21 protein-coding genes are annotated in these 21,584 nt (G+C 63.0%); 11 read left to right on the plus strand and 10 right to left on the minus strand.

The window, feature by feature from the left end; all coding sequences use genetic code 11:
* Positions 1-248: 248 nt before the first annotated feature.
* Positions 249-542, plus strand: coding sequence for a hypothetical protein (locus tag ACIQ3B_RS13375; RefSeq protein WP_397403358.1), 294 nt, complete (start codon positions 249-251; stop codon positions 540-542).
* Positions 543-676: 134 nt separating this feature from the next.
* Positions 677-1,522, plus strand: coding sequence for a DNA adenine methylase (locus ACIQ3B_RS13380; protein ID WP_397403393.1), 846 nt, complete (start codon positions 677-679; stop codon positions 1,520-1,522).
* On the opposite strand, the gene ACIQ3B_RS13385 is transcribed toward ACIQ3B_RS13380, so the two are convergent.
* Together ACIQ3B_RS13385 and ACIQ3B_RS13390 are read right to left on the minus strand one after the other, a co-directional pair.
* On the minus strand, positions 1,510-2,490 hold the full coding sequence (locus tag ACIQ3B_RS13385; RefSeq protein ID WP_397403360.1) for a hypothetical protein: 981 nt from the start codon (positions 2,488-2,490) through the stop codon (positions 1,510-1,512). The two genes, ACIQ3B_RS13380 and ACIQ3B_RS13385, sit on opposite strands and share 13 nt — an antisense overlap.
* 7 nt (positions 2,491-2,497) lie before the next feature.
* Entirely contained in the window at positions 2,498-3,649 is a 1,152-nt protein-coding gene (locus ACIQ3B_RS13390; RefSeq protein ID WP_397403362.1) for a ParB/RepB/Spo0J family partition protein, read from the minus strand.
* A 267-nt stretch (positions 3,650-3,916) separates the two neighbouring features.
* Between ACIQ3B_RS13390 and ACIQ3B_RS13395 the strand changes: the two genes are divergently transcribed.
* Positions 3,917-4,516, plus strand: a complete 600-nt coding sequence (locus ACIQ3B_RS13395; protein WP_397403364.1) for a hypothetical protein — start codon at positions 3,917-3,919, stop codon at positions 4,514-4,516.
* Positions 4,517-5,068: 552 nt separating this feature from the next.
* Here ACIQ3B_RS13395 and ACIQ3B_RS13400 read toward each other — a convergent pair.
* Both ACIQ3B_RS13400 and purM read right to left on the minus strand, forming a co-directional pair.
* Entirely contained in the window at positions 5,069-5,815 is a 747-nt protein-coding gene (locus ACIQ3B_RS13400) for a hypothetical protein (RefSeq protein WP_397403366.1), read from the minus strand.
* A 114-nt stretch (positions 5,816-5,929) separates the two neighbouring features.
* On the minus strand, positions 5,930-6,955 hold the full coding sequence (purM, locus tag ACIQ3B_RS13405; protein ID WP_397403368.1) for a phosphoribosylformylglycinamidine cyclo-ligase: 1,026 nt from the start codon (positions 6,953-6,955) through the stop codon (positions 5,930-5,932).
* A gap of 85 nt (positions 6,956-7,040) precedes the next feature.
* Between purM and rnd the strand changes: the two genes are divergently transcribed.
* On the plus strand, positions 7,041-8,219 hold the full coding sequence (rnd, locus tag ACIQ3B_RS13410; protein WP_397403370.1) for a ribonuclease D: 1,179 nt from the start codon (positions 7,041-7,043) through the stop codon (positions 8,217-8,219).
* 1 nt (position 8,220) lies between these two features.
* On the opposite strand, the gene ACIQ3B_RS13415 is transcribed toward rnd, so the two are convergent.
* The 6 genes from ACIQ3B_RS13415 to ACIQ3B_RS13440 form a co-directional block, all read right to left on the minus strand.
* Positions 8,221-9,723, minus strand: a complete 1,503-nt coding sequence (locus ACIQ3B_RS13415) for a Ppx/GppA family phosphatase (RefSeq protein WP_397403371.1) — start codon at positions 9,721-9,723, stop codon at positions 8,221-8,223.
* Entirely contained in the window at positions 9,704-11,923 is a 2,220-nt protein-coding gene (locus ACIQ3B_RS13420; protein ID WP_397403373.1) for an RNA degradosome polyphosphate kinase, read from the minus strand. The genes ACIQ3B_RS13415 and ACIQ3B_RS13420 overlap by 20 nt, the downstream gene beginning before the upstream one ends.
* Before the next feature lie 61 nt (positions 11,924-11,984).
* Positions 11,985-13,502 carry a CHAD domain-containing protein gene (locus ACIQ3B_RS13425; RefSeq protein WP_397403375.1) on the minus strand — a complete coding sequence of 506 codons (1,518 nt, stop codon included), beginning with the start codon at positions 13,500-13,502 and terminating at the stop codon, positions 11,985-11,987.
* A gap of 97 nt (positions 13,503-13,599) precedes the next feature.
* Positions 13,600-14,262, minus strand: a complete 663-nt coding sequence (locus ACIQ3B_RS13430; protein WP_397403376.1) for a chromosomal replication initiator DnaA — start codon at positions 14,260-14,262, stop codon at positions 13,600-13,602.
* 35 nt (positions 14,263-14,297) lie between these two features.
* Positions 14,298-15,110, minus strand: coding sequence for an arginyltransferase (locus ACIQ3B_RS13435; RefSeq protein WP_397403378.1), 813 nt, complete (start codon positions 15,108-15,110; stop codon positions 14,298-14,300).
* Positions 15,111-15,184: 74 nt separating this feature from the next.
* Positions 15,185-16,075: a flagellar motor protein MotB gene (locus ACIQ3B_RS13440; protein WP_397403380.1), complete on the minus strand. Its 891-nt coding sequence runs from the start codon at positions 16,073-16,075 to the stop codon at positions 15,185-15,187.
* An 82-nt stretch (positions 16,076-16,157) separates the two neighbouring features.
* Here ACIQ3B_RS13440 and ACIQ3B_RS13445 point away from each other — a divergent pair, with 82 nt between their 5' ends.
* From ACIQ3B_RS13445 to ACIQ3B_RS13475, 7 genes are all read left to right on the plus strand, one after another.
* Positions 16,158-16,730 (plus strand): GNAT family N-acetyltransferase, encoded by a 573-nt coding sequence (locus ACIQ3B_RS13445; RefSeq protein WP_397403382.1) that lies wholly within the window; start codon positions 16,158-16,160, stop codon positions 16,728-16,730.
* Positions 16,681-17,541, plus strand: a complete 861-nt coding sequence (locus ACIQ3B_RS13450; RefSeq protein ID WP_397403384.1) for an alpha/beta fold hydrolase — start codon at positions 16,681-16,683, stop codon at positions 17,539-17,541. The genes ACIQ3B_RS13445 and ACIQ3B_RS13450 overlap by 50 nt, the downstream gene beginning before the upstream one ends.
* Before the next feature lie 101 nt (positions 17,542-17,642).
* Complete coding sequence (locus tag ACIQ3B_RS13455) at positions 17,643-17,939, plus strand: septum formation initiator family protein (protein ID WP_397403386.1); 297 nt, start codon at positions 17,643-17,645, stop codon at positions 17,937-17,939.
* 64 nt (positions 17,940-18,003) lie between these two features.
* The gene (gene pdhA, locus ACIQ3B_RS13460) at positions 18,004-19,038 is read left to right on the plus strand and encodes a pyruvate dehydrogenase (acetyl-transferring) E1 component subunit alpha (protein ID WP_397403395.1); all 1,035 of its coding nucleotides are present in this window, start codon (positions 18,004-18,006) and stop codon (positions 19,036-19,038) included.
* A 3-nt stretch (positions 19,039-19,041) separates the two neighbouring features.
* Complete coding sequence (locus ACIQ3B_RS13465) at positions 19,042-20,442, plus strand: pyruvate dehydrogenase complex E1 component subunit beta (RefSeq protein ID WP_397403388.1); 1,401 nt, start codon at positions 19,042-19,044, stop codon at positions 20,440-20,442.
* Positions 20,443-20,593: 151 nt separating this feature from the next.
* Positions 20,594-20,998, plus strand: a complete 405-nt coding sequence (locus tag ACIQ3B_RS13470) for a GFA family protein (protein ID WP_397403389.1) — start codon at positions 20,594-20,596, stop codon at positions 20,996-20,998.
* The coding region (locus ACIQ3B_RS13475) for a biotin/lipoyl-containing protein (protein WP_397403391.1) at positions 20,995-21,584 on the plus strand (590 nt) is incomplete at its 3' end. The genes ACIQ3B_RS13470 and ACIQ3B_RS13475, both read left to right, overlap by 4 nt.

A 21,584-nucleotide genomic window follows, 5' to 3' on the forward strand; every position in this document is an offset into this window, starting at 1 on the left:
GCCCGCCTTCGCGAAGGCGGGCAATCGTACATCTCTCTTCCAGATCGAGCTGCTGGTAGCGGCATCCCATGGCAACACTCCCTCGCCAGAGTGTTGCACTTCGTTTGAGAACTCAGGGGACCCAGATCGAATGGCGCTGACGCGGGTTCTGTATCCCAACAGGCTTGCCAGTCAGCCTCAGAGCCGCAAGATTTGAGTCCCGGCATTCGTCGGGATGAGCGGACGGTTCTGAACCCGATGGCTGCAAAGTGAGTCCGAACCCCGGGGTGCTCGCGCTGGCCCGTCGGCTGGTCAGCTATCGCATTTCGATAGCCCTGGGCGCCGCCGTGATCGCAGGCGCGATCACCTGGCTCTCCGGCGCCTTGTGGGCGGCCGGTTACTTCTATGTCCTGTGCGACTTCCTCTGTTCGATCGTGGCCACCTGTGTGAACCGGGCCGACGGGATCAAGTCAGTGCTCGCGCACGTGGCGGTGACTATCGTCTGGATACTCGGGCTGTTCATCACCCTGCCGGCGCTGGTCATGCGGATCTGGCCGCCGTGATTGTCGGCGGCGGTGGGGGCTCGGTCGGCGCTGTGTCGCTTTTTGTGGGTTGTCGACCTTGAACGTGGTGCCGTGTTACACCCGCTGCGCCGAACATCGGCACCGGAAAGAGAACTGAGGTGTGGTCTGTGAACGTGTCGCAATCGGGCATACCCACGATACGTTCGGTCTCGCCGTTCCGGTATCCGGGCGGGAAGGCTTTCTTGTACAAATACCTCCTACAGCGACTAAACGTCTTGCCGGGGGGGCAACGCATTTATGCCGAGCCGTTCTGTGGAGGTGCCGGAGCCGCAGTCATCCTGCTGAAACTGGGAGCCGTCGAGGAAATTCATCTCAATGACGCCGATCCCAAAGTCTTTTCCGCTTGGGATGCAATCCTCAACCAGCCTGAACGGTTCGCGGCAGAAATCATGTCGACGCCAATCGATATGCCGACTTGGTATTCGTGCCGGGAAAAAGTCGAAGGTGCGACCCATCCGAGCTTTGAGCTTGGCTTTGCAACCTTTTTCCTAAATCGAACGAGCCGATCGGGCATTGTGATTGGCGCAGGTCCGATCGGTGGCTACGATCAGCGCGGAAACTGGAAAATTGACGCTCGCTTTAACAGGAAGGTTTTGGCTGAACGGGTTCGTTGGCTGGGCTCGGTCAGCGATCGCATCAAGATTTTCCAGGAGGATGCTTTGACATTCTTGTCGCGCTCGACCACGCGTCTACGTCTTGATCGCACGTTGTTCTTTGTGGACCCGCCCTATGTCACGGCGGGCGGACGACTCTATCTCAATGCTATGAATGAAGGAAAACACATCGCTCTCAGCGACGTGCTGCAAAGCGGGACAATTCCCAATTGGGTACTGACCTACGATGATCACCCTCTGATTCGTGATCTGTACGACACTCAAGATATTAGCGATCTTTCCGTCAGCTACAGCTTGCAGAACAAGCGGAAGGAGCGTGAGGTCCTCATCAGTCACGCTGCCTGAGCATAAGCGTGGTATTCGGCTAGCCAATCGCGGACGTCATCGACGCTGTCGGCACCGTCGACCGGAACACCGTTCTCGGAAAGCTGGAGGCCTTGCCAGGCTCGCAGAGGCAGCCGCGAGCGTTCGAGGATCGCTCGATGATATTGAGACATTAGGTGCCAGTGCCCCTCGTCGAGGACGCGGAAAGGGATGAGCGTTACGTGCACGATGTTCCCGGTCATGTGATCTTGGATATACGCCGCACTGAAGATTCGAGCCCGGTCCGAGACAGGCTTGTCTTCCCAATTTCGGCCGCTGGCGGTTTGGCCGAAGGCAAACAGTGTTGGCGGCGGTCGTCCATCGATCTTAAAGGCGATTACATCAATGCCGCCATCTTTCTCCCTCGGCGGGACATAGATACCAGGTGGATTTCGTACGTTGAAACCGGCTCCAGCCTTTGCCGCTCGCGATAGCAATTCGACGATTGGTTCGCCAGTTCGACGGGGCCACCCCACGCTGAAGGCAGGGCCCCCGTAAAGCCCCGCTAGACCCAGAGTCGCGATGACCTGAAAGATATGATTGCGGAGATGACGAAGCATGCCGTCAATGGGCGGGTTGCGGAGGATAGATGATCCCGTGGCGTGTGCAGTTACCAAGCAAACTAAGTAGAACGCCAACTTTGACCCAACGCGCCAGTCGGGATTGATCATCAACTCGTCGCCGGACGACGAAAGTTCGAAGGGATAAGTCTCTTCGAGGTTTTGCTGCCGAAACGTCACCTCGATTTCAATGCGTTCAATGAGCTGCTCGCGACCTTGGTCTCGGCGCCCGATATCATCCTCCGCAGTCTGCTCCAATTCGGCCAATGAACCAAGCAAAGCGTCCAATCGAGCGATGCCATATTCATCGAAAAGCGCTGCAAGCTCGAGCCAGTCAACCAGATCATCGACGCTTAGATCAAGATTGGGTGCATTGATTACGTTATTCATCGTTGGGTTATTCTGTCCGGAGGCCAGAGATTGCAGAATCCACCTGTGCCTTGACAATATTGGCCTTTCTAACCACTGAGTCCGCTATAGTCTGAAGCTCCGGTTGACCTACCGGATCGAAACCTTCAAGTGTTGACAAGGCGTGCTGAAGTTCGGCGTTCGCACCGATTAAGTGACGCTGGAAACGGACATCCACTGGTGTGGCTGTGATGATAGCCTCATCGAGGTTGTTCCGCTCGGCGAGCACGATAACTGCGGTTGGAGACGACAGCACCTCCCGGAGTCTGCCTAGGTCAGGATTCTGACTTTTCACGGCCGGCTCAAGGTCGCGCTCCTTCGAACCGTAAAGCCATGTAAGCAGGTTGCGAAGTTCGCTAAACTTATCCGAAGGGACTGGTTCGAGACTAGGATCGGCGGACCGATCCGTCTTTGGCATACCTAGGTAGTTGGTGAATTCCTCGTAGGCCAAGCCAGTGTACAAGTGCGAGAAGCTGAACGACTTACGCTTCCGGTCCGCGATAAAATAGACGTCGTTCGCTTCAGCCTGGTTCAAGACGTACAGCGCAGCCACCATCCGATGCATCGTCGAATGCTGGTCGCCCATCCGGCTGGCGATCTGGTTGAGGTCCATGCTGGCTTGACCCGCTGCACGCTTCTTATGTTCATCTCCCAACCAGCGGGCGGCAAAACGCGCTTTGGCAAACGCATCCCAAGACTGGGGGCCGTTGATGTGCTTAAATCCAATCAGGTCGCGTGCGTCGTCTTCGTGTCCGACTCGATAAACTAGGAGCTCATGAAGCGACGCTGCTTTGTCGGCGTCCATCGACGGGATCGTCGACCGTGCCGCTTTCGCGAGTTCTGGATCGCGCAAAACCTTCACCGCCGCCAGACGACGGTTGCCTTCCAAAACAGCTAAACGTCCATCGCGTTCAATTACGATCAGCGGCTCGATGTTGATGTAGCCGCTAGTCGAAATTGACTGGATCAGCTCAGATAGATCAGCAGAAGCGGCCAGCATGGCAATTACGGCGCTATCGCTGGATCCCGAGGGTTTTTTGTCTGGAGTGAAGCGCGGATTGTTCTCGTCAAAATCAAGAAGTTCAACCGGGACTTTCGCTGCCTCACCGATCTTGGGCAGACCCAAACTGCCGTCAGCCATTTGTATCCCCTAGCTTACCGACGAACCGAACAGTCCCTGAGGCAAGACTGGTTGTGCGAGCCTTTCGGGTAACAAGTCAATCGCCCTATCGGGCACGTTTCGGGATCTCTTTGGTGCTGATTCATGTGCGGAGTCAGCCCGGGTACACAAGACGTGTTTCTCGCGTAGCCAGTGACAATACGGAGGCTCGCCAAATCCGAATCTTAGGTCCCATTCCAAGCACCTACGTCCGAAACTGACGTACCTCCATGTTTCACTCCCCCCAACATGCTCGACGCCCTCAACATCACCGAGGAAGAGGCCCTCGGCCTTGCCGAAATCGCCCAGCACGATCTGGCGCTGGCGCGGGATTTTGCGCGTCGGGCGCAGGCGGCGGCGGATTCCGAAGAGGCCAACCAACTCGCCCGCAGCTATCAGCGCGCGGCCAGGTCCTATCGCCAGACGCTGGCGCTGAAGGCGCGGCTGCGGCGCGATCTGGCCATCGCCGCCCAGGCCGTGGCGGCCACGCCCCGGGCCAAACCCAGCGGCGCGGCGGTGGAACGGCGCGTCGGTGAGCTGCGCGAGGCGCTGCTGCGCATGGCCTGGAACGAGGCCGAACGGCCGGAAGACGAGCGCGCCGAAACCGGAGACGTCGAGCCCGATGTCGAGATGTTCGCGCTCCGGCGTCACGATGTTGAGTTCGTCATCGCCGAGGCCTGCCTGAAGAACGATTTCTGCGAGGAGCCTCTGGACGATCACATCGCCCGCCTGGCGGTGGATATGGACTTTGCGCCCTCCGCCATCGGCCGCTGGCGCGACATGCCCGACCCGCCGGCCTCGGCCTTCGAGGTCGAGTCGATGGCCGATCAATGGCTCAGTTCCGCCTGAGCCGGGCCGGGCGGCAGTTTTCCTTCTCCCCTTGCGAGACCATTGCGTAATTCAGGCTGGCACCAGAATTGGCCTACGCGCCCCTTCGCCCCTTGTGGGAGAAGGTGGCAGGCGAAGCCTGACGGATGAGGGGTCGCGCCGCCCTATCGAAATGATTTCAATGTCTTATCGGAGAGGATTATTGACCCCTCATCCGACCTCGCTTCGCGAGGCCACCTTCTCCCACAAGGGGCGAAGGGGCGTGGCGCCGAACTCTCTCGCTATCTGGAATTATGCAACGGTCCCCTTGTGGGAGAAGAGCCTGCCCCCGCGAAGGCGGGGGTGGGCGCCGAAGGCGGCCGGATGAGGGGTCGCGCGGTGATTGCTCCAGTAAATCAGCAGTCAGTATGGAAGGGGCTTTCGACCCCTCATCCGCCAGGCTTCGCCTGCCACCTTCTCCCACAAGGGGAGAAGGGCGCCTGTTGCATTGATGAATTTGGTTTTCGTCTACCTGTGAACCCGGAAGCCACAAGGTACGGGAAGACGAACCCGCAGGGTCCCGCCCTGCGGCCCTCAGGGCTGCGCGGTCGTCTGGCGTGCGCGCCACAGCGCGTAGCCGCCCACGATCACCGCCGATACCAGCGCCAGGACGGCCAGCTGGGGCTTGGGCGCCTGCTCGGCCGCCCACACCGCCACCAGCCCCCAGGCGATGGGCACGCCATAGACCGCCGGACAAGAGGTGCGCAGCACGCTCACCGCGATCAGCAGCACGGCGATGGCCCCGCCAAATCCCGCAATCCTGGCGCTCTCATCCGAAATCAGCCCCTGGGCGGTCAGCACCATCAGCAGATTGATCGCCGAGGCGATGGTCAGCCAGCCGGCCAGCAGGGCCAGCGGCCACCAGGCCAGCAGGTTCTCCGGCAAGTTGCGACGTCTGGGCGCCTTGCGGATCAGGCCCCAGGTGAGGGCGCCCGCCGAGGCCACGATGATCCCCACGCTGGCCCACTGCCAGTTGGCCGACGACGCGATGATCCAGACCCCGCAGCCGGCGATGGCGATCACCGAGGGCCAGCCGATGCTGGCCAGCGCCCGGTCGCCCCGGTTGCGCGGCAGCGCCTGCCAGACCGCATAGGCGATCAGCCCCAGATAGATCACGCTCCAGATCGAAAACGCATAGGGCGCGGCGCGCAGCGTACTGTCGCCCTGACCCGCAAAATCCTTCGCCGACAGCCCCAGACCCAGCCCCATCTGCAGCGTGGGCGCGGCGATGGCGAAGACCACACTGGCGATCACGGCGATATTCCGAAACTTGATGGCCATATCTGTCTCTCGTCCACACCAACGCCGCCCACCGGTTTCCGATCCGTCGAACGCACGTTCAACCCCCGCCGCTCATCCCGGCATTCGCCGGGACGAGCGGCGGAATGGATCGGGTCACCCCGCCGCCAGTTCCCCCACCACAAACGCGTCCTCGCCCGCGCCGATCAGACCCATCAGCACCTCGCTCACGTCATCGGGCGCGACCACCAGCACCAGACCCAGGCCGCAGTTGAACGTGCGTCGCATCTCATGCTCCGAGACGCCGCCGGTCTCCTGCAGCCATTGGAACACCGGGGGCAGGGCCCAGGCGTTCCAGTCGAAGCGCGGAACCAGGCCATCCGCGATACAGCGCGGCGGGTTCTCGATCAGGCCGCCGCCGGTGATGTGGGCCAGACCCTTGACGCGGCCAGCCTTCAGCTGCGGCAGGACGGAACGGATATAGATGCGCGTGGGTTCCAGCAGCGCCTGCGCCAGCGTCTTGCCGTCGGCGAACGGGGCAGGGGCGTCCCAGGCCAGGCCGGAGCGCTCCACGATGCGCCGGATCAGCGAATAGCCGTTGGAGTGCGGGCCGGAGGAGGCAAGACCGATCAGCACGTCGCCGGGCTTCTGGTCGCCCAGGCGCGGCAGCACCTTGTCACGGTCGACGGCGCCGACGCAGAAACCCGCCATGTCATAGTCGCCGCCGGAATACATGCCCGGCATCTCGGCCGTCTCGCCGCCCACCAGGGCGCAATGGGCCTGCCGACAGCCCTCGGCGATCCCGGCCACCACGGCCGTGGCGGCCTCCACATCCAGCTTGCCGGTGGCGTAGTAGTCCAGGAACATCAGCGGCTCGGCGCCCTGGGCCAGCAGGTCGTTGACGCACATGCCCACCAGATCGATGCCCACGGTGTCGTGGATGCCCGTCTCGATAGCCACCTTCAGCTTGGTGCCCACCCCGTCGGTCGTGGTCACCAGCAGCGGATCGTCGTAGCCGGCGGCCTTGAGGTCGAACAGCGCGCCGAACCCGCCCAGCGAAGGCTCCGAGCCCGAGCGGCGCGTGGATTTCGCCAGCGGCTTGATGCGCTCCACCAGCTCGTTGCCGGCGTCTATCGAGACACCGGCCTGCGCATATGTGAGGCCGTTCGGTCGTTCGGACATTTACCCAGCCTGGACATGACGATAAGGCGACGCGCGGTCGTACGGCCCTTGCAGACTCGGCCGCGCGCGGGGCTATAGCTAATTCATGACGCCGATCACAACCACTGCCGATCTCAAAGCCTTCTGCGACAAGATCAGGGACCAGCCCTTTGTCGCCGTGGACACCGAGTTCATGCGCGAGACCACTTACTGGCCCAAGCTCTGCCTGATCCAGGCGGCGGCGGCCACGGCGGAGGCCTGCATTGACCCGCTGGCCGAAGGGCTGGACCTGGAGCCCTTCCTCGAGATCATGCGCGACGAGCGGATCCTGAAAGTGTTTCACGCTGCCCGGCAGGACGTGGAAATCTTCAACAATCTCAAGGCCATGCCCCGGCCGCTGTTCGACACCCAGGTGGCCGGCATGGCCGCCGGCTTCGGCGAGCAGATCGCCTACGACGCCCTGGTCCGCCAGATGCTGAAGATCGAGCTGGACAAGAGTTCGCGCTTCACCGACTGGGCGCGCCGGCCGCTGTCCGATAACCAGCTCACCTATGCGCTCGCCGACGTCACCCATCTGGCCGCCCTCTATCCCATGCTGCGCGAGCGGCTGGAAAAGGAGGGGCGCCTGGCCTGGGTCACCGACGAGATGAACGACCTGACCTCGCCGGCCAACTACGACGTCGAGCCCGAGAACGCCTGGAAGCGTCTGCGTCCTCGCAAGAACACTGCCAAGTACCTGGCCGTCTATCGCGCCGTCGCCGCCTGGCGCGAGCGTACCGCCCAGACCCGCGACCAGCCCCGGGGCCGGATCCTCAAGGACGAGGCCATCGACGAGATCGCCTCCCAGGGGCCCACCGATGCCGATGGCCTCGACCGCCTACGCTCGGTGCCCAAGGGCTTCTCCGGCTCACGCTTCGGGCCCGACCTTATCGCCGCCATCCTGGAAGCCCTGCGCGACCCGGAGGCCTATGCTCCGGTGATCGAGAAGACCCGCTACTCCGCCTCGCCGGCTGCCGGCGCTGTCGTGGAACTGTTGAAGGTGCTGCTGAAGGCGCGGGCCGAGGAATCCGGCGTCGCCTCCAAGCTGATCGCCACGGTCTCCGACCTCGAACAGATCGCCAACGACGACGAGTCCGAGGTGGCGGCGTTGAAGGGCTGGCGGCGCGAGGCCTTCGGCGAGGACGCCCTGCGCCTCAAGCGCGGCGAGCTGGCCTTGGTGCTGGACGGCTCCCGCGTCCGCGTCGTGGAAGTGCGGAGGGCGCCGAGGGCCACACCGGGCGCCTGATCTATAGCATTTCCAGCTTGAGCTTCAGCGCCTGGGCCAGGGTCTGCGCTCGCCGCGCCGTCTGCTCACCCAGCAGCATGTCCTCCCAGCCCGCGAGGACGCTCAGCGACAGCCGGTCTCCCCGGATCGCCAGGCTGGAGTTCTCGAGCATCCGCGTGTTGCGGCCGGAAAGATCACAGCCCAGGCGGATAGCCGACCCCAGGGCCCGCGCCCTCTGTCGCCGCTCCGGCGTCAGCATCCGGCCGATCGTCGAGTTGTCCACTGGCGCCGGTGAGGCCGAGTGCCGCGCAAAGGCGACGCAGGCCAGATAGACCCGCTCCGGATGCGACATCCCGGCCAGCGGCGCCCGCAGGACCTGCTCGAAGGCGATGTCTGCCCGGTGATCGGGATGCAGCCGCGCCCCCAGATCTGCGAGGCGACAGGCCGCCGCCGTCAGGGTGGCGTCCCGGCCCGCGAACAAAGGCGCCAGTGTCTCGAACGTCGGCCCGATCCAGGCCGCCAGCGCGTGCCCCAGCTCGGGATTGATCCCATGCTGCGCCGTCAGCGCCTCGCAGCCCTCGACCAGCGGGTCGAGCTCGCGAACCGCGGGCGGCATGACGTCGAGCAGCATGCCCTCGCGAAGGCCATAGGCCGATACAATGATCCGCTGCACGCCCAGCCGCTCGATCAGCCGCTCCAGCACGACCGCCGAGTAGGGCAGAGTGTCGAACCGCTTACGCGAAAGGCCCTCGATGCGCTCCAGCGAAGACCGCGACTGGTGCTGGACAAACCGCGCCAGCTCCAGGGCGTCAGCCCTGTTGATCTCGTAATGGTGCGCCACATGCAGAGGATAGTTCGCCATCTGCATGTGCAGGAGAGCAAGGTTCCGCCAAGCGCCGCCCACGGCGTGGAAGTCCTGTGTGGCATAGCGATTGGCGTGGGTCTTCAGGTGATCATCAATGGTCCGACGGAGACGCTCCGGGTCGATCGGCTTGGGCGCACCGAGCGCAAAGGGCCCCAACGGCAGCGTGATACCCTCTGTGGGTCCGGCGCCATTCAGTCTTACCAGTTCCAGACTGGAGCCGCCGAGGTCGCCGACAACGCCTTCGGCGTCCGGGTGACCGCAGATGACACCCAGAGCCGCGAACCTTGCCTCCTCGGACCCTGAGAGAATCCGGATTTCGAGACCGGTTTCGGCCTTAACCCGGGCCAGAAACGCACGCCCATCCGCAGCTTCGCGGACAGCCGCGGTCGCAGCTGTCATCACGTCCTCCGCGCGCCAGCCGTCGAGGACAGACCGGAAACGACGCAGGGCGTTGATGGCGGCTTCGACGCCGTCGGGAGAAAGGCGACCGGAGGTCGTCAGATCTTTCCCGAGCCCCGCAACAACCTTTTCGTTGTAGATTGTCCACAGCGCACGGCCATCGACGCGATAGATCACCAATCGCACCGAATTGGAGCCGACATCGATGACCGCCGCCTGACGGCCCTCGGTACGAGTGGGTCTATCCGCGAGTGGCCACATTTTCGATCGCGCGCGGCATGTCTTTCACCTTCTGCCCGCGACCCGAGAGGCTCGGATTGGTCATGAAATACTCGTGCGCCGAAAAGGCGTTCGGGTGATCCCAGGCAGGATCACGCCTATAGCGGCCATCGGCGTCCAGGGTCCAGCTTTGCGCCTCGTCCTTGAGATTTGCGACCATGATCTGTTGCAGAACCTGCCGATGAACGGTGGGATTCTCGATCGGGGTCATCACTTCCACGCGACGATCCAGGTTTCGCGGCATCCAGTCGGCCGATGAAATAAACAATCGCGCGTGCTGAGACGGCATCAGGTGACCATTGGCGAAGGCTATGATTCGACAATGTTCGAGGTATCGTCCGACGATCGATTTCACGCGAATGTTGTCGGACAGACCCGCAACGCCCGGTCGCAGGCAACAGATGCCACGGATTACGAGATCAATGCTCACGCCGGCCTGTCCGGCGGCGTAGAGCCCATCGATGATCTCGGGGTCGACCAGAGAGTTCATCTTGGCCCAGATGGCCGCCGGCTTGCCGGCGCGGGCGTTATCAGCTTCCTGACCGATCATCCTGAGAAGATCGCGCTTCATTGTGATCGGGGAGAATGACAGGCGTTCCAGACCGACCGGTTCGGCATAGCCGGTGACGAAATTGAACAGCTTGGCCGAATCCCGCCCGAACGGCGCTTCACTCGTGAACAGCGAAAGGTCGGTATATATGCGCGCGGTCACCGGATGGTAGTTGCCGGTTCCGAAGTGGCAGTAGCTGCGGAGATTGTCGCCTTCCTTCCGAACCACCACCGACAACTTGGCGTGGGTCTTGTACTCGATGAAGCCATAGACCACGTGGACACCTGCGCGCTCGAGGTCGCGGGCCCATTTCAGATTGGCCTCCTCATCGAAGCGGGCCTTGATCTCAATGACCGCCGTGACGTTTTTGCCGTTCTCTGCCGCCTCAATGAGTGCGGCCACGATTGGGCTGTCCTTGGATGTGCGATAGAGGGTCTGTTTGATGGCCAGCACATTCGGATCCCGCGCGGCTTGCAACAGGAATTGCACCACCACATCGAAGCTTTCGAAAGGGTGATGGACCAGGATATCCTTCTCCCGGATCGCCGCGAAGCAATCGCCGCCATGATCACGAATACGCTCGGGGAAGCGCGCCTCGAACGGACGGAACTTCAACTCCGGGCGATCAGCCGGAATTAGCTGGGTCAGCTCATCCAGACCCAGCAGGCCCTCGATAAGGACGATGTCTTCCGGATTGGCGTGCAGGGCATGGGAGATGAAGGCGCGCAGCTCGTCCGACATGGCAGACTCAAACTCGACACGGACCACGGAGCCAAGGCGGCGCTGCTTCAGCATCGCCTCGAACTCGCGGACCAGATCCTCGGCCTCCTCCTCCATTTCAACATCACTGTCGCGGATCAGGCGAAAGACGCCTTGTTCCTGCAGCTCACAGCCCGGGAACAGGTGGTCGAGGAACAGCATAACCAGGCTCTCCAGCGAAATCGCCCGGCGGGTAGCCTTGCGGCGAGCGCCCTTCGCCGGCGCCAGGTCCCAGAACCGCGCGACCTGCGCGGGCAGGGGTGTCAGAGCGTAGAGTTGGCGACCGTCGGACATGCGCCGAAGTTTCAAGACGAGCGAGAACGCCAGATTGGGGATGAAGGGAAAAGGGTGCGCCGGGTCGATCGCCATTGGGGTGAGCAACGGAAAGAGCTCCGTCAGAAAACGCGCCTCCAATGCCGCACGTTCGGCCGTGGTGACATCAGGTGCGTTTACATATGTGAGCCCTGCATCTGCCAGTTCCTGGCACAGTTCGCGCCAGCGAGTTTGCTGATCCGACATCAGGTCCGCGGCGCTCTCGTTTACCCTCAGAAGCTGCTCGGCCGGGCTCAACCCATCCTGACTGAGAACGCGCACGCCCTCACGGACCTGAGCCTTCAATCCGGCGACCCGGACCATGTAGAATTCGTCGAGGTTGTTTGCGCTGATGGCCAGAAAGCGCAGTCGCTCGAGAAGTGGATGCCGCGGGTTCATGCTCTCGGCCAGCACCCGACGATTGAAACCTAGCCAGGATAGTTCACGGTTGAAGAACCGGGCCGGAGAATGGGACAGATCGACGCAAGATGGGCCAGCCACAGATTCTCTGCTCGCGGGGACAGCCGCGTTGGCGATCACAGGAATGGCGCTGTCAGGCATACGGGATCTCGAAAGCATGGCCCCCGGCTACAATATGGTGCCGAATGGTTAAGGTCTCAATTCAATCGACCCAGAAGGCGCGCCGCTTGCGATAGTTTCGAACTGTTTTCGTGGCGGTCCGCAGAATTCGGGCCTCCTCGGTCGACAGGCGACCGATTTCAAGGCCAGCAGCGAACGCCATCTCTCCGCCTCGTCGACCGACAACGCGTTTGGCCAATGTGCGGGCGACGCTGATGTCGTTCAATGCGCCCAGCTGGTCCTGAAGCTCTCGCAAAGCCGTCACATACCGCTCGCGGCGGCCGGGATGACGGCCGAAAACGCTGCTGACGAAGGCCGTCGCATAACGGAGGGTTTTGGCCTTCTTCCGAAGGTCGTGGCGCGCTTCGGGTGTCAGGCTGCGAAACTTCCGCAACCCACGACCGAGTCGATGATGCAGTTTATGCAGGACCGGCGCGGCGACAGACTCAACCGGCATATCCGCAACGCCTGACGATACGTCGAGGGTCCAGGCTCCGATCTCGATCCATTGCCCCAGCATCAATAACATCGCCCGGTACCGGGGCGACCCTAGGGCGGTGAGAGCCTTTTCATAAGCCTCTGCCTGCGCCAGGCGCATAGCGGTCAGGAAGGCGGCGCGGCCCGGGTTGTCGTCAATCTCGTCGGTGGTGGTGATCCTCGCCAGAAGCGCATCGAGGTCGCGGGCCGGCGAGAGTTCCCGACCCAGCCACCGGGTTTCGCCTCGAGCACGGACCAACCCGGCAGGGTCCAGCAGTGGCTTGAATACCGTCATCGCCGCGCGCAGTCGTCGAAGTCCTACCCGTATTTGATGCAGGACCTCCGGGTTATGAGACCGCTGCAGAAGGCGAGCATTGCCGGCGACCTGCACCAGCCCTTCACGCGCAATTACCTTGAAGGCCTCGGCTGTCGTCGTTCCCGGCCCAATCGCCAACTGTCGAGCCGCCAGCGCAGCCACCCCGTCGTGCCCAGCGAGGCGATAACCACGTTGCGCCTTGCTCTGGAAGGACAGGGTCAAATCCGCCGTCTGCTGTAGCTTTTCCGCCAGAGCAAAAAGAGCAGCGGGTGAACCGGAGAGCAATTCGAACTCAATTTCGGCGATTGGCTCTTTGTGATCGTCCGCGACGATCCAGCCAAGGTCGATGCTGATTTCGATCTCGTCAGAGCCATGTGCCCAAAGCAGTTGGCGACGCTCCACTTCGACTGAAAAGGCGGCCTGCAACACTTCAGCGCCCACGACCTCGTTGACCGGCGTGGAGGCCAATGCCGCTGGATCCAGAGCAGCACCTGGAACCTCGACCTCCCACTCATCCCGTTCGAACAGACCACCGGCGGCGCGATGCTTCAGGGTCTGGACGTAACGTTCTCCGCGGCGGCGAACACGCAGACTGAAGCCTCCGTCGCGCAGAGCGTGGCCGGGCGTATCAAAGTAGATGGCGTGCAAATCTGAAACGCTGGACGGATAGATCGAAAAGAAGGCTACAAGCGCTTCGTGTGCGCCCTGTCCGAGCTGAAACTTCAGTTCCAATTCCGGAACTGCGGAAGTCGGGACCCGCGCAAGCATTCCTGGAGGCCTGTTTCACATCGCCGTTTCGCGGCGCGATGCATAGCTGACCCGAAACGAATCAGTTTGTCTATCGCGCTTAGGGCAGAAGCCTCAGTTAGAAATCAAGCTGCTGGTTCTCTTCCAGAATTTGGCGCGCCAGCATCCGGGTGATGGGTCTAAACCCGTCGTCGCCCGCCTCGTCCAGGCGACGCACGATCTCCTGCGCCTCAGGAATGGACCTGTTCATCCGGGTGAGCAGATAGGGATAGACTTCCTCTGGCGGCCGGATGTTCCGGTCGCGAAAGAACTTTCTAAGCACACCTTCCAGGACAACATCATCCGGAGCGTCGATCTCCACGACCGGCAGCGCGTTCAGTCTGGATCTGAGGTCTGGCAAATCGGTGGTCCAGGCCGCTGGGCGGGAGCGGGCGGTCAGCAATAGACCCCCGCCGGGCCGAGCTGCTACGTTGATCAGATGGAACAGGGTCTCGTCAGCGACACCCTGATCGGCGTCCTCAATAAGGATCGGGCGGTTTCCGATCCGGGAGACGTAGCCGGAATTCCCGTCCACCACGTGCGCGCCTGTTGCTACCGCCCATGCGCGCGCCAGATGGCTCTTGCCAGACCCTTGCGGCCCTATGATCGCGAGGCAGCCACCGATCCAGTCAGGCCAGGATTCGACCGCTACTGCGGCCCGTGTATTGGAGGCCCCGCGCGCGAACTCATCCAGCGAAGCAAGCCGCTCACTCTGGAGTTTCAGGCGAAGCTGGCGCGCCATCTTTTCTGCCCGGGTTCTGCGTTCACGGTAAGGGTTTAGTCGCCGGGATCGTGCTGCGCCACTGTCCCGCATCCGACATTCGAGAAGCCCGACGTCTCCGACGTGAGTTCCCGTGCCGCGGCTAGGGTCCAACCGTCTGGTCGGAGCAGTTCGATGGGGGAAAAGCGAACCTTGTAGTTCATCTTCTCCGAGCCCCGCACCCAATAGCCCAGATACACATAGGGCTGGCTCGATGCGCCAGCCTGGATAATGTGATCCAGGATCATCAGCGAGCCGAGGGAGCGGCGGGGCAAGCCCGGGTCATAGTAGCTGTATACAAGCGACAGACCGTCACTCATCTGATCCACAAGTGTGCAGGCGACGAGATCGCCGGGGCCGCCATCCTTTGCTGGAACGCGATACTCGATGATATGGGTCCGGACCGCCGTGTCCTCGACCATGGCGACGTAATCCGGCCAGGTCATTTCCGCCATGCCGCCATCTGCGTGACGCGCTGTCAGGTAGCGACGAAGCAGGTCGAACTGCTCTATGGTCGCTTCGGCCTTCACGATGTTTCGATCAAGATCCGCGTTTCGGGCCAGGGTTTTCCGCTCGGACCGGGAAAAAGCATAGTCCGCTACCGGAATCCGCGCCGAGACGCACGCCGAACAGGCCTCGCACGCCGGGCGATAGGCGATGTTCTGTGACCGGCGGAATCCAACCTGGGTCAGGCTGTCATTGACGACTGCGCCTTCCGAGAGCGGCAGGTGGGCGAAAACCTTTCGCTCGAAGCGGTCAGGCAGATAGGGACACGCCGAAGGGGCAGTCAGGAAGAATCGTATCTGCCGGGTCGGAAAATGCTGCGTCACTGAGCCGTTGTCGCTTTCGAAGCTGGTCCCCGGACGCGATTAGGCGTCATGGCGTGCGTATTCGCAAGACCTGCCTATAGTCCCGGGTTCGCCGGAAGTACCGGCGCTTCACGCAAAAGCACGATGGCGATCCGACGGTTTCCGGCCAGAGTGGGGTCGTCCGGATAGAGCGGTTCGGAGCCGGCCTTGCCCGAAACCTGGTAAACCCGGTCGGCGTCCACCCCGGCGCCTTGCAGCACCTTGCGGGATGAATCGGCTCGGGTCGCCGAAAGCTGCCAATCCGTTTCGGGCTTGGCCCCCGTCATGGTGGCGCTTGTATGCCCGTAAATGCTGATCCGGTTTGGCAGTTGATTGATGACTTTGGAGATCGCCCGCAGGAGAATTTTTGCGCGATCGTTCGGCTGGCTGGCGCCCTGATTGAACATCGAGCGTCCTTCCTGGTCCACGAGCTGGATGCGAAGCCCCTCGGGCGTCTCGTCGATAATGATGTTCTTTGATAGCTCCGCCAGCTCCGGCATGTCCTGCAGCGCCTGACGCAGGGATTGAGCGGCTGAAGCAAATGCGGCTTGCTCGCGTTTCTTTTCGGCCTCGGCCTCGGCTTCGGCTGCGGTCTGGGCCTTCGCGCCATCCTTGCTGTCGCCGTCATTGGGGTTGCGCGATGAAGGGGCCATTTCCTGAACCAGGTCACTGCTGCCGGCGCTCCTGGAGCCGTCCTTGCCGGGCGCCGTGCCGCCCAGAATCCCACCGGCGCCTGATTGACTCTGCGACACACTTGCCGGGGCAAAGTAGTCGGCGACGCCGCGCTTCTGTTCTGGCGAAGTGGTGTTGATCAGCCACATCAACAGGAAGAACGCCATCATCGCGGTTACGAAGTCGGCATAGGCCACCTTCCAGGCCCCGCCGTGGTGGCCATGACCGCCACCCTTCTTGACCTTCTTGATGACGATTGGCCGGTCGCCCGACATGGTTCACCCGCATTAACACTGTTTGCGAGGTCAAATTGCTTGGCCCGCGTTAAGATGGCGTTTCGGTCGGGGGGTGCTGTGAATGTTAATTCTGAAGACGGCTCGCCTTCTGCTGCGCGAGGCGGTGGACGACGATGCGCCATTTGTCCTGGCGTTGCTGAACTCGGCCGGGTTCATCGCCAACATCGGCGATCGCGGGGTGCGAACGGAGGCGGAGGCAAGGATCTATATCGCCGAACGGATCCACGGCAGCTATCGCGAGCATGGGTTCGGAATGTGGGTCGTCGAGCCTGTGGAGGACGGTGCGACTATAGGTCTGGCTGGACTGGTCAAACGTGACGGGCTGGGTGCGCCCGACGTGGGTTACGCGTTCCTTCCCCATGCGTGGGGGCAGGGCTTTGCGCAGGAGGCCGCCGCAGGTGTGCTCGGCCTTGCGCGGACGACCCTCGGCATTCCGACATTGGCGGCGATCACGACGCCGGAGAATGAAGCTTCGATGGCGGTTCTCCGGAAGGTCGGCTTCGTTTACCAGGGCATGATCCAATTGCCTGGACATGTTGGCGAGAGCACGCATTTCATCCATCACAACGAGGAACGCGAACCTGATGCGAACCATGACCATCGAAACCAACGGCTTCCGCTTTGCGGTCGATGAAGCTGGCGACGGTGATCACCTCGCGCTCTGCCTGCACGGCTTCCCGGAGAGTCGATTCTCCTGGCGTCATCAAATGCCAGTGCTCGCGGCGATGGGCTATCGCGTCTGGGCGCCGGACCTGCGGGGCTATGGCGAAACCGAACCCAAGCCCAGAGCGGTGGCGGCCTACTGCGTCGACCGGCTGATGGAGGATGTCGCAGCCCTGATCGACGCCAGCGGCGCGAAGAAGGTCACCCTGATTGGTCATGACTGGGGCGCCGGCCTCGCCTGGACCTTCGCGACCAACAAGGTTCGTCCGCTTGAGCGGCTGGTGATCATGAATGTGCCCCATCCAGGGGTCATGCGGGCCCATCTCGGACGGTCATGGTCCCAGCTCAAGAAGAGCTGGTACATGGTCTTCTTCCAGATCCCCGGTCTACCGGAATGGCTTACGACGGCGAAGGACGCCCGCGCGGTGCGCCAGGCGTTCCATGGCATGGCCGTCGACAAGACCCACTTTGGCCCCGACGTTCTGGATCGATACGCCCGTGACGCGCAGCGACCGGGCGCCATGACCGGAATGATCAACTGGTATCGCGCCGCCATGCGCGTGCCCGGCAAAATGGCAGGGCCCTGGCCGGTGATCGAAACACCGACCCTGATTGTATGGGGTGAGGAAGACGCGGCGCTGGGAATCGAGTTGCTGGACGGAACTGACGCCTATGTCCGGGATTTGACCATCAAGCGCTTGCCGGGGGTTTCGCATTGGGTGCAGCAGGAAGCGCCAGAGAAGGTCAATGCCATCCTCAAGGATTGGCTTCCGGCGAGTTGAGCGGCTTGTTTGGCGCGGGATGACTAAACGCCCGAAGCATAAGGATTATTGAGACCTTAACCAAAACAGCGCGAACGTTACGTCTCGTTTCAGGAATCGCCGTGTTAGCCCGTCTCCGCCCCTATGTTTCCACCGCCGCCCTGGCGCTGCTGATCTTCTACTTCGGCGTGCACGCGTTCACGGGTGAGGGCGGGCTGCTGCGTTCTAATCTGCGCGATGCGACCCTGGTGGCGAAGAATCAGGAACTCGCAAGGCTGGCGGTCGAACGCCACGACCTGGAGGTACGTGCCCAACTTCTGCGCGACACCAGCCTTTCCGCCGATCTGCTGGAGGAGAGAGCCAGCTCAATTCTAGGCTTCGCTGATCCAAGGGACTATGTCATCCGTACGCTACCTTGAGATCGGTTCGCCGGTGCCATAGGTGGCACTGAACACGGAGTTAGGCATGGCGCGCGGGCAGACGATGGCGGCTCAGAAGGGGGCAGCACGGTCCAGGTCTGGTGCCAAGCCCCCCGGAACAGCGGCGCCGGCCGGGCCCACCCGGGGCGAACTGCTCGCCTACTACCGTGACATGCTCCTGATCCGACGCTTCGAGGAGCGGGCCGGACAACTTTATGGCATGGGTCTGATTGGCGGCTTCTGTCACCTCTACATCGGGCAGGAAGCCATCGCGGTCGGCGTCCAGGCGGCCAAGCGGCCGGGCGACCAGATGATCACCGGCTATCGCGACCACGGCCACATGTTGGTCTGCGGCATGGACCCCAGGGAGGTCATGGCCGAGCTTACCGGGCGCTCCGGCGGATCGTCCCGTGGCAAGGGCGGCTCGATGCACATGTTCTCGATCGAGGCGGCATTCTACGGCGGCCATGGCATCGTGGGTGCGCAGGTCAGCCTGGGCACCGGCCTGGCCCTGGCCAACGCCTATCGCGGCGACGGAAAGGTGAGCTGGGCCTTCTACGGCGACGGCGCCGCCAACCAGGGCCAGGTCTATGAGAGCTTCAACATGGCCCAGGTCTGGAAGCTGCCCATCGTCTATGTGATCGAGAACAACGAATACGCCATGGGCACGGCCATCGACCGGTCCTCGTCCGAGACCAGGCTGCACAAGCGCGGCGTCTCGTTCAATATTCCGGGCGAGGAAGTCGACGGCATGGATGTGACCGCAGTGAAGACGGCCGCCCAGAGAGCCGCCGAGCACTGCCGGAGAGGCAAGGGCCCATACCTGCTTGAAATGAAGACCTACCGCTATCGCGGCCACTCCATGAGCGACCCGGCCAAATACCGGACGCGGGAGGAAGTCGATGAGGTGCGCAAGACCCGCGATCCCATTGAACACGTGGAAGATCTGCTGGAGAAGCACGGCTGGGCCGATGAAGCTGCGCTGAAGGCGATCGACGCCGAGGTCAAGCGTATCGTTGCCGACGCCGCCGAGTTCGCGCGCACCTCGCCCGAGCCGGACCCATCCGAGCTTTACACCGACGTCTACACGGAGGCCTGAGGCGTGACCGACATCCTGATGCCGGCCCTCTCGCCCACGATGGAAGAAGGCACTCTGGCGAAATGGCACGTGAAGGTGGGGGACAAGGTCTCTTCCGGAGACGTGATCGCCGAGATCGAGACTGACAAGGCCACCATGGAGGTCGAGGCGGTCGACGAGGGCGTGATCGAGGCGCTTCTCGTGGCTGAAGGGACCGAGGAGGTGAAGGTCAACACGGTGATCGCGCGGCTGGCCGGCGAGGGCGGGGCGGCCCAGGCCTCCGCGCCGCAACCGGAACCGCTACCGGAGCCTCAGGCGGCAGACCCCAATCCGAAGCCGGCCTCGCGCGCAGAAGCCAGGGGCGATCCCGTCCGGGCCGCTGCTGCGCCGACGGCGGCGCCGGCAGTCTTGCCGCGTGATCCGGAACTTCCGGAGGGCGTGTCGCTGGTGAAGGTTGCGGTCCGCGACGCCCTGCGTGACGCCATGGCCGAGGAGATGCGCCGCGATCCGGACGTCTTCCTGATGGGTGAGGAGGTCGCCCAGTACCAGGGCGCCTACAAGGTCTCGCGCGGGCTGCTGGACGAGTTCGGCCCCAGGCGGGTGATCGACACGCCGATTACCGAGCACGGCTTCGCCGGCCTGGGCGTCGGCGCGGCCATGGCCGGGCTGAAGCCGATCGTCGAGTTCATGACGTTTAACTTTGCCATGCAGGCCATTGATCATATTATCAATTCTGCCGCCAAGACGCTCTACATGTCCGGCGGCCAGATCAAGACATCAATCGTCTTCCGCGGACCGAACGGCGCAGCGGCCCGGGTGGGCGCGCAGCACAGCCAGGACTACGGCGCCTGGTACGCCCATGTGCCGGGCCTGAAGGTCGTGGCGCCCTACGACAGCGCCGACGCCAAGGGGCTGATGAAAGCCGCCATCCGCGACCCGAACCCCGTGGTCTTCCTGGAGCACGAGATGCTCTACGGCCAGGAGTTCGACGTGCCGGAGGGGATCGATTGGGTCGTGCCGATCGGCAAGGCCAAGGTCCGCCGCGAGGGGACGGGCGTCACCCTGGTGGCCTATTCGCGCATGGTGGGCTTCTGCCTGCAGGCCGCCGAGAAGCTGGCCGAAGAAGGGATCGAAGCGGAGGTTATAGACCTGCGGACGCTGCGCCCAATGGACACCGAGACCATCGTCAACTCGGTGAAGAAGACCAACCGCCTGGTCACGGTGGAGGAAGGCTGGGGCCCCATGGGCGTCGGCGCCTACATCTGCGCAAAGGTAGTCGAGGACGTCTTCGACTATCTGGACGCTCCGCCGGCCCGGGTCTGCCAGGAAGACGTGCCTCTGCCCTACGCGGCCAATTTGGAACTGCTGTCCATGCCGTCGGTCGAGAAGATCGTCGCGGCGGCGAAAGCGGTCTCATACAAATGAGGCGTCGCCCCCCTCCCGGTCATCCCCGCGAAGGCGGGGACCCAGGTCATAGGGCGCGTACCTGGGCAGGAAGAGTTCCAGACCCTCTGCGTGTCGGCCTGAGCGCTTCCATCTGGGTCCCCGCTTTCGCGGGGATGACCGGAGGAAGGTTGTGACCCACCCCTTCGCCTGGCGCGCCGGCGGCTGCCATTCCGGCGGGGTCCGGTTCGAGGTGGCCCTCCCGGCGCAAGTCGAGGCGCAGAGCTGCAACTGCTCGATGTGCGCCCTGACTGGCTATGTCCACGTGATCGTCCCGGAGAGCCGGTTCCGGCTGACCAAGGGCGCCGCGCGGCTGGTCGAGTACACCTTCAACACGCGCGTCGCGAAACACCTGTTCTGCGCCGAATGCGGCATCAAGAGCTTCTACCGGCCCCGGTCCAATCCGGATGGCTGGAGCGTCAACGGCCGCTGTCTCGACAGTGTCGACGGCCTTGAGCTGATCATCGAGGCCTTCGACGGCCAGAACTGGGATGCCAATGCGGCGTCCCTTTCCCATCTCTCCAAGGAGCCCGCATGACGGACATCCTCATGCCCGCCCTGTCGCCCACCATGGAAGAGGGCACGCTGGCGAAATGGCACGTGAAGGTCGGCGACACTGTATCGTCCGGCGACGTGATCGCCGAAATCGAGACCGACAAGGCGACCATGGAGGTCGAGGCGGTCGATGAGGGCGTCGTGGAGGCGCTACTGGTGGCCGAGGGCGCCGAGGGCGTGAAGGTCAATGCGACCATCGCGCGACTGGCCGGGGAGGCGGGCGCTGCTGCGCCATCGCCCGCGCCTCCGGCGGCAAAGGCGCCTGAACCGGCCGCTGTGCCGGTCGCGGCCACGCCCCCTCCGTCGGCTAGGCCGACACCTCCCCCGCAAGCGAGGGAGGAGCGTGGTCAGCGCATCTTCGCCTCGCCGCTGGCCCGCCGGATTGCCGGGCAAAAGGGCGTCGACCTCGGATCGGTGACAGGCTCTGGCCCGTATGGCCGGATCATCAGGGCCGATGTCGAGGCCGCCAAACCCGGCCAGGCGAAGGCCGCGGCGCCTTCGGCCGCCACGGCCGCCGCCCCGACACCCGCCGCCCCGCGCCAGGTCCAGAGCCTGGAGCAGATGGGCAT

The organism is Phenylobacterium sp. (genome assembly GCF_044358365.1).
Taxonomy (GTDB): domain Bacteria; phylum Pseudomonadota; class Alphaproteobacteria; order Caulobacterales; family Caulobacteraceae; genus Phenylobacterium.

Coding starts and splice junctions, on each gene's coding strand:
- ACIQ3B_RS13385 (WP_397403360.1), bottom strand. CDS start 2,490: ATGAATAACGTAATCAATGCACCCAATCTTGATCTAAGCGTCGATGAT.
- ACIQ3B_RS13390 (WP_397403362.1), bottom strand. CDS start 3,649: ATGGCTGACGGCAGTTTGGGTCTGCCCAAGATCGGTGAGGCAGCGAAA.
- ACIQ3B_RS13395 (WP_397403364.1), top strand. CDS start 3,917: ATGCTCGACGCCCTCAACATCACCGAGGAAGAGGCCCTCGGCCTTGCC.
- ACIQ3B_RS13400 (WP_397403366.1), bottom strand. CDS start 5,815: ATGGCCATCAAGTTTCGGAATATCGCCGTGATCGCCAGTGTGGTCTTC.
- purM (WP_397403368.1), bottom strand. CDS start 6,955: ATGTCCGAACGACCGAACGGCCTCACATATGCGCAGGCCGGTGTCTCG.
- rnd (WP_397403370.1), top strand. CDS start 7,041: ATGACGCCGATCACAACCACTGCCGATCTCAAAGCCTTCTGCGACAAG.
- ACIQ3B_RS13415 (WP_397403371.1), bottom strand. CDS start 9,723: ATGTGGCCACTCGCGGATAGACCCACTCGTACCGAGGGCCGTCAGGCG.
- ACIQ3B_RS13420 (WP_397403373.1), bottom strand. CDS start 11,923: ATGCCTGACAGCGCCATTCCTGTGATCGCCAACGCGGCTGTCCCCGCG.
- ACIQ3B_RS13425 (WP_397403375.1), bottom strand. CDS start 13,502: ATGCTTGCGCGGGTCCCGACTTCCGCAGTTCCGGAATTGGAACTGAAG.
- ACIQ3B_RS13430 (WP_397403376.1), bottom strand. CDS start 14,262: ATGGCGCGCCAGCTTCGCCTGAAACTCCAGAGTGAGCGGCTTGCTTCG.
- ACIQ3B_RS13440 (WP_397403380.1), bottom strand. CDS start 16,075: ATGTCGGGCGACCGGCCAATCGTCATCAAGAAGGTCAAGAAGGGTGGC.
- ACIQ3B_RS13445 (WP_397403382.1), top strand. CDS start 16,158: ATGTTAATTCTGAAGACGGCTCGCCTTCTGCTGCGCGAGGCGGTGGAC.
- ACIQ3B_RS13450 (WP_397403384.1), top strand. CDS start 16,681: ATGCGAACCATGACCATCGAAACCAACGGCTTCCGCTTTGCGGTCGAT.
- pdhA (WP_397403395.1), top strand. CDS start 18,004: ATGGCGGCTCAGAAGGGGGCAGCACGGTCCAGGTCTGGTGCCAAGCCC.